The organism is Mucilaginibacter sp. RCC_168, assembly GCF_041355315.1.
GTDB lineage: Bacteria > Bacteroidota > Bacteroidia > Sphingobacteriales > Sphingobacteriaceae > Mucilaginibacter.
This window is the reverse complement of the sequence record NZ_JBFUPN010000018.1, coordinates 89212-101332: the sequence shown is the minus strand read 5'-3', so window position 1 is coordinate 101332 and position 12121 is coordinate 89212. Positions and strand designations below refer to the sequence as shown.

Annotated in this window: 12 protein-coding genes; 10 read left to right on the top strand and 2 right to left on the bottom strand. The window is 44.4% G+C overall.

Features of this window, described 5'->3' with window-relative positions; all coding sequences use genetic code 11:
- Window positions 1-399: 399 nt before the first annotated feature.
- The 4 genes from AB6735_RS17935 to AB6735_RS17920 all read left to right on the top strand — a co-directional run bounded on the left by AB6735_RS17935 (window position 400) and on the right by AB6735_RS17920 (window position 3456).
- Window positions 400-747: an antibiotic biosynthesis monooxygenase gene (locus AB6735_RS17935; RefSeq protein WP_370997185.1), complete on the top strand. Its 348-nt coding sequence runs from the start codon at window positions 400-402 to the stop codon at window positions 745-747.
- A gap of 263 nt (window positions 748-1010) precedes the next feature.
- The gene (locus tag AB6735_RS17930) at window positions 1011-1655 is read left to right on the top strand and encodes a flavin reductase family protein (protein ID WP_370997183.1); all 645 of its coding nucleotides are present in this window, start codon (window positions 1011-1013) and stop codon (window positions 1653-1655) included.
- Window positions 1656-2382: 727 nt separating this feature from the next.
- Window positions 2383-2949 carry a Crp/Fnr family transcriptional regulator gene (locus AB6735_RS17925; protein WP_370997181.1) on the top strand — a complete coding sequence of 189 codons (567 nt, stop codon included), beginning with the start codon at window positions 2383-2385 and terminating at the stop codon, window positions 2947-2949.
- Window positions 2950-3009: 60 nt separating this feature from the next.
- Entirely contained in the window at window positions 3010-3456 is a 447-nt protein-coding gene (locus AB6735_RS17920) for a DoxX family protein (protein WP_370997179.1), read from the top strand.
- On the opposite strand, the gene AB6735_RS17915 is transcribed toward AB6735_RS17920, so the two are convergent.
- The gene (locus AB6735_RS17915; protein WP_370997177.1) at window positions 3457-4044 is read right to left on the bottom strand and encodes a hypothetical protein; all 588 of its coding nucleotides are present in this window, start codon (window positions 4042-4044) and stop codon (window positions 3457-3459) included.
- A gap of 653 nt (window positions 4045-4697) precedes the next feature.
- Window positions 4698-6599, bottom strand: a complete 1902-nt coding sequence (acs, locus tag AB6735_RS17910; protein ID WP_370997175.1) for an acetate--CoA ligase — start codon at window positions 6597-6599, stop codon at window positions 4698-4700.
- A gap of 238 nt (window positions 6600-6837) precedes the next feature.
- Here acs and rpmB point away from each other — a divergent pair, with 238 nt between their 5' ends.
- The 6 genes from rpmB to bshC all read left to right on the top strand — a co-directional run bounded on the left by rpmB (window position 6838) and on the right by bshC (window position 11964).
- The gene (gene rpmB, locus AB6735_RS17905; protein WP_090473485.1) at window positions 6838-7071 is read left to right on the top strand and encodes a 50S ribosomal protein L28; all 234 of its coding nucleotides are present in this window, start codon (window positions 6838-6840) and stop codon (window positions 7069-7071) included.
- A gap of 107 nt (window positions 7072-7178) precedes the next feature.
- Complete coding sequence (gene rpmG, locus AB6735_RS17900) at window positions 7179-7361, top strand: 50S ribosomal protein L33 (RefSeq protein WP_022830075.1); 183 nt, start codon at window positions 7179-7181, stop codon at window positions 7359-7361.
- 83 nt (window positions 7362-7444) lie between these two features.
- Window positions 7445-7609 carry a DUF4295 domain-containing protein gene (locus AB6735_RS17895; protein WP_076376000.1) on the top strand — a complete coding sequence of 55 codons (165 nt, stop codon included), beginning with the start codon at window positions 7445-7447 and terminating at the stop codon, window positions 7607-7609.
- Window positions 7610-7790: 181 nt separating this feature from the next.
- Window positions 7791-8756, top strand: coding sequence for a signal recognition particle-docking protein FtsY (ftsY, locus tag AB6735_RS17890; RefSeq protein WP_370997174.1), 966 nt, complete (start codon window positions 7791-7793; stop codon window positions 8754-8756).
- A gap of 107 nt (window positions 8757-8863) precedes the next feature.
- The gene (gene rimO, locus AB6735_RS17885) at window positions 8864-10201 is read left to right on the top strand and encodes a 30S ribosomal protein S12 methylthiotransferase RimO (RefSeq protein WP_370997173.1); all 1338 of its coding nucleotides are present in this window, start codon (window positions 8864-8866) and stop codon (window positions 10199-10201) included.
- Window positions 10202-10311: 110 nt separating this feature from the next.
- Window positions 10312-11964 (top strand): bacillithiol biosynthesis cysteine-adding enzyme BshC, encoded by a 1653-nt coding sequence (gene bshC, locus AB6735_RS17880; protein WP_370997172.1) that lies wholly within the window; start codon window positions 10312-10314, stop codon window positions 11962-11964.
- The last annotated feature ends 157 nt before the right edge of the window (window positions 11965-12121 follow it).

Genomic DNA, 12121 nt, shown 5'->3' with positions numbered 1-12121 from the left:
AAAGATCGCTTTTTGATGTAAAAACGTTCAAAAATGGGCCATTTTAACACTTTTTAACAAATAGGGGAAAATAGGTGCAAAATTGATACACTAAGTTATCGCAGTAAAAAGCGGGAGATTTGTCCTGACCGTGAAGACTCACCAATCTTGCGCTCGTTTGCAACGAGTGCTTAACATGGGTTTGCGTTTAAAACGCAAGGGCGATGCAATCGCCGCACCACAATAAGCACTCGTTGCAAACGAGCGCAAGTAGAGTCTTCAAAAAAAATATTTTAAAGTCCTCTCCTTTGGAGAGGGTTGGGTGAGGCTCTCCCCCACACTTCATCCCAACCCGAAATATTCCTCATCAAACTACGGTACCTTTGATCTGTAACATCATCTAAAACCAAAACAAATAAAATGGTAGCCGTAATTTTTGAAGTGATGCCAGCGGAGAACAAAAAGCAGGAATACCTGAACATAGCCGCCGATCTGAAACCAACGCTGATAACTATTGATGGCTTTATTTCGATAGAGCGGTTCCAGAGTTTGACCGATCCGGGTAAAATATTGTCCTTATCCTTCTGGCGCGATGAGGAAGCCGTAAAGCAATGGCGCAATGTGGAAGTTCACCGGGATGCCCAGGCCAAAGGCCGCGATCATGTATTTAAAGACTATCATTTACGGATAGCCCATGTGGTACGTGATTATGGTATGTTTGATAGAAAGGAAGCACCTCAGGATAGCAGGCAGGCTCATCATGGATAACGAAAAAGGCCCGTCAGTCTGAGCTTGTTGAAGACGCGTGCGCAGAGGCCCGCCCTACGCGCCCCGTGGGGAGGGAATTAAAATGAATTCTTAATCAAAAGCTTTTTGCTTTTATCTAAAGCTCAGCATGACATCCCTCCTTCATGTTCATGATGACGCAAAGCTGATCAAACTCCGCAAGTTCCGGGTTTCATGAAGGCGCATCATTTGGCAATTTTGAATAAGCAAATAAGCGTATTTAACAATTACCAAAATGTATCATTATGCATAAAATAAGCGAACCCGCCATCCTGTACTTCGGTACCCCGGTAGTGCTCATTAGTACGTTGAACGAGGATGGAACCTATAATTTAGCGCCTATATCGTCTGTTTTCTGGCTAGGCTGGCGTTGTATCATCGGTATGGCTACCACCTCCAAAACGGTGCAAAATCTGCGGCGTACCGGGCAATGTGTTTTAAACCTGCCATCGGTAAATGAGGTGCAGGCCGTTAATAACCTGGCCCTTAAAACCGGCATGAACCCGGTACCTCAGGCCAAACAAGGCAGGGGTTATTACTATGAACCCAATAAATTTGGTGTTGCCGGATTAACACCTGTGCCATCGCAAAAAGTGGCCGCACCGCGGGCCATGGAATGCCCGGTACAAATGGAAGCCCATGTAGCCGAGATCCACCCCATTGGCGAAGACAATGAGCAACAACGCGGCCGCATTGTGACCATGGAACTAAAAATAGTACAGGTTTACTTAGAGGAATCCATCATCATGAATGGCGACCCTAACCGTGTTGACCCCGACAAATGGCGCCCGCTTATCATGAGTTTTCAACAGTTTTATGGTCTTGGGAACAGGTACATGACTCATCGCTGGCCAGCATTCCGGAGTATAAATACCGGAGTCCGGATATAGAGATAGCCCGGAACATGAAAAATATCATGGACCCGGTAGATGCCTTGACATAGCCTCAGGATCATCTTCGAGAGACCCTGAGGGGATGAGACGAAAAAGGCCTGTCAGTCTAAGCTTGTCGAAGACTCGCGCGCAGAGGCCTGCCCATCATGCTTCGACAGTGTTCAGCATGACATCCATCAAAAGAACCAAGGCCTTGTGCGATTCCTTCCCTTGGGAAGGGGGAGGAAGGGGTTTATGGAACAGGATGATCATCGCGCGTAGAAACCCCTCCCTGCCATTACACCTGCCCAACGCGCCCCTCCCGTGGGGCTACTGTGTGGACACATCTTTTAATGTGCCCTGTAGGGGCTGAATGTCGGTAGAAGAAGGATCAAAAGAAATTTTTACGTGCCGTAGGTACGTCACTTTTTAACTTCGTGGGGCAAATAATAATGCATTAATAGACCCTAAGTCGGTTAGTGTAGTACCTATGGCACTAAAAGAGGTTAACTTTTATTATTGCTACCGACATTTTGCTCCTCTGGAGCAGCTCTTTTTAACTATTAGTGCATTGAAAAGATGTGTACACACAGTAGCCCGTGGGGAGGGAATTAAAAATCCTTTGCTTTTATCATAGAAATCACGATGACACCTGAACCATGATAATCTAAAGGAAATGACAGATTTTTTGAACTATTAAAGACACCATTTCGCAAGATAATCCATAGTCCCTACCTTCACCCTTATGGAAAAAATACGGGAATACTTTGAGCGCATAGTTCCCCTGAGCGATAGGGATTGGCAGCTGTTTTCGTCGAAGTTGACCAGGCATGAATTTCCGAAGAAAGCGGTGCTTTTAAAAACCGGACAAACGGAGAATCACCTATCGTTTATAGAAACGGGCATCGCGCGTTATTATATCCCTAAAGACGAGAATGACGTAACCTTTACCTTTGCTTTTGCCGATAGCTTTATCAGCGCCTACGACTCTTTTTTAACCCGGCAGCCATCGCGCTATCAGATCCAGGCATTGACTGATACCACATTATGGCGATTAACTTATGATGATCTGCAGGCTATTTATAACGATACAGAAGCTGGCCAAACCATCGGTCGCCATGCCAGCGAAGCTATCTTTCTGAGCAAATCCAAACGCGAGCTATCCTTGTTAAATGATAGTGCCGAACAACGTTATCTGAATTTATTTACCGAGCAGCCGCAGCTCATCAGGCAAATCCCGCTAAAGTATATCGCCTCCTACATCGGCATTACACCACAGGGGTTAAGCCGAATCCGTCGGCGTATTACTTAACTTAGGTTCATTGTTTGTTGCCCGGGGTATATCCACATTTGTATCAAACAAAACACACACATGAAAGTATTGATCATATTGCTCGGCACCTTTGGCATAGGCCTCGTAGTTACTAAATTATCCGGTGATTTTAGCATAAAACTATCCGCCCAGATAGCTATGGCCGTGATGATGGCGTTTACCGCACTCGGGCATTTTAAATTTACCCGAGGCATGGCCATGATGCTGCCCTCATTTATCCCCTACAAAAAACAAGTGGTATATATTACGGGGGTGATAGAAATAGCAGCAGCCGCAGGTTTGCTTATTCCGGCTACACGTACACTGACGGCCTGGTGCCTTATCCTGTTTTTTATTGTGCTTACCCCGGCCAATATCAATGCTGCTATGAAACATATCAATATGGAAAAAGGTACGTTTGACGGCCCCGGGCCAGCATATTTGTGGTTCCGCATCCCCTTACAGCTTTTGTTTATGGCCTGGGTTTCCTGGAGCTGTTTGTTGTAATTACTTTTTCACAAACTGCTTTAATACTTTGCGTTCCATACGGCTATCGGGCCACATCGTTATTTTATAGTGATCCTGACCTTCGTCGCCCTCCGGATCCACATTGCTTAAAGCGGACGAATAAACCCTTACGCGATATTTGCCAGGTTTGATGATGAGCTTGAGGTATGATTTATAATCCGGAAAGTTAAGTACCTGCAACAAACCCGATTGAATGGTGATGCCAGCTTCGACCACATGATCATACTGGCTGAAATCTGTTTGAGGATCGGCACTGTCCAGTATTTCCAGTTCGGCTTTTACATGGCCGTAACTTTCAATACCGATGCCCAGGATATCGTAATCAACACCCAGTCTGTCGTGATAAGCCTCAGGCGTCCAGAAAGTATCGGAACCGGTATTACTTTTATAAGCAGAATCGCAGAGGTAAAACTGGTTATGTTTGGTAAAAAAATCGAGCCGGTATTTACTGGAAGGTTTTGTGGTGAATGCCAGGTTGGAGAGTGATAAAAGAATAAGGATGCAAGGAACCAGGAGAAAAGCCCGGTACTTTATTTTTCCTGATCTTTTACTCTTAATTCCTTGCATCTGTTTTTAATTTCTGATTTTCAAAATAGTCCTTTTGTTCCTTGATCCAAAGAGTCTTTGCTCCCCCTACAAAGGGGAATAGCCCATGAAAAGACAGCATCTATACTAATTCAAGAGGTGTAGCCCCTAATGGGGCAAAAAACCTTTTGGTTCTATTTCTACAAATATGTAGTCCCTACGGGACATGAAATACAGCCACATTTGCAGCTTAAATTGTTGCTCTATGTCCCGTAGGGACTACATATTTGTAGAAAATAATTGTAAAAATTTGGTGTGCCCCGTAGCGGGCTACCCCTCCTGTCATTTGATGGGCTATTACTCTCCCAAGGGGAATAGCCCATCAAAAATCAAACGCGCGGTATCGACTCACCCCGACATCGCTGCACTCGTCACCCCTCTCTCCGCTTTGCGCATAGAGGGGTTTTCTTTCTTTTTTTCTTTACCCTCTTTGTGGCGAAGCCGGAGGGTGGTCCAGCGAGGCGCAGACCGGTGAGTGTTGACTCACCCCGACATCGCTGCGCTCGTCACCCCTCTCTCCGCTTCGCGCATAGAGGGGTTTTCTTTCTTTTTTTCTTTACCCTCTTTGCGGGGCAAAGCCGCAGAGAGGGTGGTCCAGCGAAGCGTAGACCGGTGAGTATTGACTGCTACTACCTCTACAAAGCTCCCGCCCTGATCTCATCGACAACAGCCGGATCAAGCAACGTTGAAGTATCACCTAAATTAGAGGTATCGCCTTCGGCTATTTTACGCAATATGCGGCGCATGATCTTGCCTGAGCGGGTTTTGGGTAATCCGGTTACAAACTGGATCTTATCGGGTTTGGCAATAGCGCCGATAATGCGCGCTACGGTCATCATAATATCTTTACGCGTCAGGTCATCATCTGCATGATGTTTAGGGCATACTACGAAGGCATAAATACCTTGTCCTTTAATATCATGCGGATAACCCACTACAGCCGATTCAACCACGCTGCTGTGCATGTTAATAGCATTCTCCACCTCGGCAGTACCAATACGGTGACCGGATACGTTCAGCACATCATCCACACGGCCGGTTATGCGGTAATAACCATCCTCATCGCGCAGGCAGCCGTCGCCGGTAAAATACAGGTTTTCGTACGTGGCGAAATAAGTGGTGCGGCAGCGCTCATGATCGCCATAAGTAGTGCGCAGCATACCCGGCCATGGGAATTTGATACACAGGTTACCGCTTACGCCGTTACCTTCTATCTCTTTACCGTTCTCGTCAACCAAAATAGGCTGAATGCCTGGTAATGGTAAAGTGGCATAACCTGGTTTGGTTGGTGTTACGTTACAGATAGGCGATATCATTAGGCCGCCGGTTTCTGTTTGCCACCAGGTATCGGCAATAGGGCAATTACCGTGACCAATTTTTTCATCAAACCAGTGCCAGGCTTCTTCGTTGATAGGTTCGCCTACCGATCCCAGTTTGGTGAGCGAGCTCAGGTCTTTACCTTTCAAAGGCTCCTCGCCGAAACTCATCAGTGAGCGGATGGCCGTTGGCGCGGTATATAATATGTTTACTTTATACTTATCAACTATTTCCCAGAAGCGGCCCGCATCAGGATAGGTAGGCACCCCCTCGAACATTAAAGTAGTGGCGCCTTGTGACAGCGGACCATAAGCTATATAAGAGTGCCCGGTGATCCAACCGATATCGGCGGTGCAAAAATACACCTCGCCTTTATTATATTGGAATACGTTGGCAAAAGTATAGCCGGCATATACCATATAACCGCCACAGGTATGAACCACCCCTTTTGGTTTACCCGTTGAGCCGGAAGTATACAGGATAAACAGCATATCCTCGGCATCCATTATTTCAACGGGGCATTGCGGATTACCTTGCGTTTCTACCTTTTTCACTTCATCTTCCCACCAAACGTCACGACCTTTGATCATAGATACCGGCGTGCGGCTGCGGGTTAATACAATTACTTTTTGTACCGATTTACACTGTACAAGAGCGTCGTCTATCACATTTTTTAATGGGATATCTTTATTACCGCGGAAACCGCCATCGGCAGTGATCACGATATTACATTCGGCATCATTGATCCTGTCGGCAATAGACTGGGCCGAAAAACCACCAAATACTACCGAGTGAACGGCGCCGATACGCGCACAGGCCAAAACGGCGATGGCCAGTTCGGGCACCATTGGCATATAAATACAAATACGGTCGCCTTTTTTGGCGCCGTTATTTTTAAGCACATTGGCAAACTGGCAAACCTTATCATGCAGCTGACGATAAGTTAATACGCGATGATCTTCCTGCGGATCATTTGGCTCCCATATAATAGCGGGTTTATCGCCCTGTGTTTCCAGGTGACGGTCCAGACAGTTTTCGGTAATGTTGAGTTTAGCGCCCTGGAACCATTTTACGCTTGGTTCTTTAAAATTCCAGTCCAGCACCTTATCCCATTTTTTGTGCCAGTAAAAATTATCGGCAATGCCGGCCCAAAACTGCTCAGGCTGTTCAACACTTTGCTGGTAAACCTGCTTGTATTCGTCAAATGATGTAATCTTCATAATGGTTTAATGGAGGGCGTAAATTAGTAATTTATGTGTTAAGTGTAAATTAAAAACGCCACTTATTAAAAAAATTTAATAAGTATTTTCATTACAGTTAACAGGTTGGCGTCAAAGCGAATGCCTGCTTTTAAAAAGAATTTGAAATATTTTAAAAACACCCTTGAATATTTGATTTAAAAGTCTGATATTTGCAAACTCTTTTTGAATAAAGGGTTGATAATTAAAAATATTTGTCATGTCAAGAATTTGTGATCTAACAGGAAAAGGATCTATTGTAGGTAATAACGTTTCTAACTCAAACGTTAAAACAAAACGCAGGTTTCATCCTAACTTAAAACTTAAAAAGTTTTATATCCCTGAAGAAGATAAATGGATTACCTTAAAGGTATCTACATCAGCTGTTAAAACCATCACTAAAAATGGTATAACTGCTTGTATCAATAAATTTGTAAAAAAAGGATACATTTAGTAGGCTGTACGTTTGAGGTTTTACGTTATACGTAAGGCATAAAGCGTACATATATAATTTGAAAAATTGCGTAAGCCGTGAGGCTACACGTACAACATAAAAAGAAAATGGCAAAAAAAGGCAACAGGGTTCAGGTAATTTTAGAGTGTACTGAACACAAAACAAGCGGTATGCCAGGCATGTCTCGCTATATTACCACCAAGAACAAAAAAAATACAACTGAAAGGTTAGAATTGAAAAAATTCAACCCGGTTTTACGTAAAGTAACCGTTCACAAAGAAATTAAATAATTAGTTGATTCAATTGATGGTTGATTTAAGTTTAAAGCTGAAATCACTAATTCAATAATTCACTAACTCAATAATTAAACAACATGGCAAAGAAAGTAGTTGCAACACTGAAAGTAGCAGGTAAAGGCAAAGAATATTCAAAAGTGATCACCATGAATAAATCACCAAAAACCGGTGCTTATTCATTCAAAACACAAATTGTCCCTAACGATTTTGTTAAGGATGCAATTGCAGGTAAAACACTGTAATAACTGCCGATCAAAATATAGAAGCCGTCTTGTTTTTACGAGAGGGCTTTTTTTGTTATGCCTCACCCCGGCCCTCTCCAAAGGAGAGGGAGTAAAAAGTGATGGCGGTAAAAGAGTTAATAATTTAATTTTAAACTATTAATAAAAGTCCTCTCCTTTGGAGAGGATTTAGGTGAGGCTTATGGGATTATTTGATTTTTTTAAGAAAAAGGAAAATACACAGCAAGAGCAGCAAGCCCTTGATACCGGGTTAGAAAAAACCAAGGACAACTTTTTTTCAAAGATCACCAAGGTAATTGCCGGTAAATCAACCGTTGACGATGACGTTTTGGATGAGCTGGAAGAAGTACTGGTAACATCTGATGTTGGCGTAAGTACTACCCTCAAAATCATAGAGCGGATCCAGGCCCGTGTAGCCCGCGATAAATACGTAGGCACCGGCGAGCTGAACAACTTGCTGAAAGACGAGATCCAGCAATTACTGGCCGAAAACAACAGCAACGATTTTCGGAACTTTGAGTACGGTAACCACAAGCCTTATGTAATTATGGTGGTTGGCGTTAACGGTGTAGGTAAAACCACCACCATTGGCAAGCTGGCCCATAAGCTAAAGCAGGCGGGAAACCAGGTAGTTTTAGGTGCGGCGGATACCTTTCGCGCGGCAGCTGTCGACCAGATCAAACTTTGGGGCGAGCGTGTTGGTGTAAAGGTAGTGGCGCAGGCTATGGGATCCGATCCGGCATCAGTAGCCTATGATACCCTGCGTTCGGCAGTGGCAGCAGGTGATGATGTAGCTATTATTGATACGGCTGGCAGGTTACACAATAAAGTTGGCCTGATGAACGAGCTGACCAAGATCAAAAATGTAATGCAAAAGGTAATTCCCGGCGCCCCGCATGAGATATTGCTGGTGCTGGATGCCTCAACCGGGCAAAACGCCATAGAGCAGTGCAAACAATTTACCGAAGCTACCAATGTTAACGCCCTGGCTTTAACCAAATTGGATGGTACAGCCAAAGGCGGTGTAGTGATCGGAATCTCAGATCAGTTTAAGATCCCGGTAAAATATATAGGTGTGGGCGAAGGTGTAGAACATTTGCAGCTGTTTGACAGGACTGAGTTTGTAAATAGTTTATTTAAACAATAATGAATTAAAAACGCGTCATTGCGAGGCACGAAGCAATCCCCGGTTTACAGAGCGGATCTGCACAGTTGGGGATTGCTTCGTGCCTCGCAATGACGATTTGATAGCGTATGAGGACGAAAGAATTAGATAAGCCAACAGCCAAACCGGTTAAACAACGTGTAAACGTGGTTACATTGGGCTGTTCCAAAAATATATACGACTCGGAGATATTGATGGGGCAGCTTAAAGGCAATCAGTTTGACGTGGTACATGAGGCTGATAAAGTTGGTAAAAACGATATTGTGGTGATCAATACCTGTGGCTTTATTGATAATGCCAAACAGGAATCTATCGATACCATTCTGCAATACAGCGAGTTAAAAGAACAAGGCAAAGTAGGAAAAGTAATTGTGACAGGTTGCCTGAGTGAGCGTTACAAACCCGAGCTGGAAGCCGAGATCACCAATGTAGACGCTTATTTTGGTACCAACGATCTGCAAAATTTATTAACCTCCGTAGGAGCCGATTATAAGCACGAACTCATTGGTGAGCGTTTATTGACGACTCCATCACATTTTGCTTATTTTAAAATTGCCGAAGGCTGTAACCGTCCATGCTCGTTCTGCGCCATTCCGCTGATGCGCGGCAAGCACCTGAGCACTCCTATCGACCAACTGGTTAAAGACGCGCAGGCCCTGGTTAAAAACGGTACTAAGGAATTGATCCTGATAGCCCAGGACCTCACCTACTATGGTCTTGATCTTTATGGCAAACGCAACCTGGACGAATTACTGCGCCGCCTGAGTGATGTGAACGGTGTAGAATGGATCAGGCTGCAGTATGCTTATCCTTCTGGCTTCCCTATGGAGATTCTGGATGTGATGAACGAGCGTGATAACATTTGCAAATACATGGATATGCCTTTGCAGCACATCAGCGATAATATGCTGAAATCTATGCGCCGCGGGCTTACCAAACAAAAAACTATCGACGTAGTGAACGAGATCCGCGACAGGGTGCCGGGTATTGCTATGCGTACCACCCTCATCACTGGTTATCCCGGCGAAACCGAGCGCGATTTTGAAGAAATGATGCAATGGGTGGAAGAAACTAAGTTTGACCGTCTGGGCTGCTTCACCTACTCGCACGAAGAAAAAACACATGCGTTCTCTCTGGTTGATGACGTTCCTGCCGAAGTAAAACAGGACCGCGCCGATGCCATTATGGAAATTCAGCAAGGTATTTCGTTTGATAAGAATCAGGAAAAAGTTGGTCATACATTTAAAGTATTGATCGATAAAAAGGATGGTGATTACTTTGTAGGTCGTACCGAATTTGATTCGCCAGAGGTGGATAACGAAGTATTGATCGATGCCAGCATCGATTACGCTACTGTCGGAAGCTTTGTAAATGTGAAAGTTAACAGCGCCGAAGACTTTGACCTTTATGGACAAATTGTAAAATAATGTTAATTTGTGGCGCATTACCACTAATGATTTTACATTTGGCCTCCGTACGTTTTTTAGCGGAGTTAAATCGCTAAATCACTAACTCACTAATTCAATAATGCTTACAGATGGAAGCCTCCTGTACAAGTTATAAAGACACCGGATTTTTTTCGCCTACGGTTATTGATTACCTCGAGAACCGGGCCGATCTGAAACCGTTTTACAGTTACCGCCCGGATATGGCCGGGTTTGCCGAACTGTTGAAAAACAAGAAAGTTGTTGCGGATCGGGAGATTTTGCACCGTGTACTGTCAAAGCAATATGGAATTGAGTCCGGAAGTCTGGAAGTCGGAAAATCCGGAAGTAATGAAGCTAACGTAGAACTTACAACGTATAACGTACAACCTCCTGTTGCTCAAAACTTACAACTCCTAAAACTCGATAATACTTATACTATAACTACCGGTCATCAGCTTAATATTTTTGCTGGTCCGCTATACTTTCTTTATAAAATTGCTACCGCCATAAAATTAGCCCGGCAATTAAAAGCGGTTCATCCCGATAAAAACTTTGTGCCTGTTTATTGGATGGCCAGTGAAGATCATGACTTTGCCGAGATCAACTACACTAACATTGGCGGTAAAAAAGTACACTGGTGGTACGAAGCCTCGGGCGCTACCGGGCGTATCAATCCGGATACTATGCGCCAGGCCTTAAACCAATATAAAGGTGTTTTAGGCATGGAAGGTCATTCCAAAGAACTGGCCGAAATTGTAGAGACCGCCTATACCCGCTTTGATAAACTGGCCGATGCTACCCGCTACCTGGTAAACGCGCTGTTTGGCCAATACGGCCTGGTGATCATTGATGCCGACGACCACGAGTTTAAGCAGCAATTCGCCCCCATCATGGAGCAGGATATCATCCATCAAAACAGCTTTAAAAATATAACCACCACCAACGAGCAATTGCAAAAGTTGGGTGTGCATATACAGGTTAATCCACGCGAGATCAACTTTTTTTACCTGAAAGACCAGCTGCGTGAGCGTATCGTTTTTGAGCAGGACAGCTACCAGGTGATGAATACCGATATCCGCTTTACCGAAGCCGAACTAAAAGAGGAAATTGCTACATCGCCGGAGCGTTTTAGTCCGAATGTGGTGATGCGCCCCCTTTACCAGGAATGCATCTTACCCAACATCGCCTACATAGGTGGTGGCGCTGAAATAGTGTATTGGCTGGAACTTAAATCCAACTTTGATTTTTACAAGATTGACTTCCCTATCCTGATCTTGCGTAACTCGGCATTGGTGGTTCGTAAGGAACAAGCGGCCAAAATTGAGCGCATGGATCTGGATGTAGCCGCGCTGTTTAAGCAAACAGATGCCCTGCAAACCGAATGGATAAAAAAACACAGCGACCATAACCTTTCCTTGGAAGGCGAATGGCGAGAATTGACCGCCGTTTTTGAAAAGATAAAACTGCGCTCGTATAAGATCGACCCGACACTAGCGCCATCAGCCGCGGCTGTACAGGCCCGTCTGAAACATGCGATTGATAACCTCGAAAAGAAATTGATCCGCGCCGAAAAACGCAACTATGAGGTAAGGCTGGAGCAGTTATCCGTAGTAAAAGCTGAACTCTTTCCGAAAGACAGTTTGCAGGAACGTACCGAGAATTTTGGCCTGATGTATGTAAAATGGGGACAATCCTTCATCGATGAGCTCATCCGCCATTTTGAACCGCTTGATTTTGAGTTTACTATTTTGACGGAGGAGTAAGACGGCTAACAGTTAAATTCATTTGTCATTCTGAGGAACGAAGAATCTATTATTGAATAAGCATAGCGGTAAGCAGATTCTTCACTGCGTTCAGAATGACAAAGTTTATTGGGGTTAACGTTTAAAGCTTCTTTAACCATCGTCTGTGTCCTCACAG

Excerpts from the sequence above, each read along its gene's own strand:
- AB6735_RS17935 (WP_370997185.1), top strand. The coding sequence starts at position 400 with ATGGTAGCCGTAATTTTTGAAGTGATGCCAGCGGAGAACAAAAAGCAG.
- AB6735_RS17930 (WP_370997183.1), top strand. The coding sequence starts at position 1,011 with ATGCATAAAATAAGCGAACCCGCCATCCTGTACTTCGGTACCCCGGTA.
- AB6735_RS17925 (WP_370997181.1), top strand. The coding sequence starts at position 2,383 with ATGGAAAAAATACGGGAATACTTTGAGCGCATAGTTCCCCTGAGCGAT.
- AB6735_RS17920 (WP_370997179.1), top strand. The coding sequence starts at position 3,010 with ATGAAAGTATTGATCATATTGCTCGGCACCTTTGGCATAGGCCTCGTA.
- AB6735_RS17915 (WP_370997177.1), bottom strand. The coding sequence starts at position 4,044 with ATGCAAGGAATTAAGAGTAAAAGATCAGGAAAAATAAAGTACCGGGCT.
- acs (WP_370997175.1), bottom strand. The coding sequence starts at position 6,599 with ATGAAGATTACATCATTTGACGAATACAAGCAGGTTTACCAGCAAAGT.
- rpmB (WP_090473485.1), top strand. The coding sequence starts at position 6,838 with ATGTCAAGAATTTGTGATCTAACAGGAAAAGGATCTATTGTAGGTAAT.
- rpmG (WP_022830075.1), top strand. The coding sequence starts at position 7,179 with ATGGCAAAAAAAGGCAACAGGGTTCAGGTAATTTTAGAGTGTACTGAA.
- AB6735_RS17895 (WP_076376000.1), top strand. The coding sequence starts at position 7,445 with ATGGCAAAGAAAGTAGTTGCAACACTGAAAGTAGCAGGTAAAGGCAAA.
- ftsY (WP_370997174.1), top strand. The coding sequence starts at position 7,791 with ATGGGATTATTTGATTTTTTTAAGAAAAAGGAAAATACACAGCAAGAG.
- rimO (WP_370997173.1), top strand. The coding sequence starts at position 8,864 with ATGAGGACGAAAGAATTAGATAAGCCAACAGCCAAACCGGTTAAACAA.
- bshC (WP_370997172.1), top strand. The coding sequence starts at position 10,312 with ATGGAAGCCTCCTGTACAAGTTATAAAGACACCGGATTTTTTTCGCCT.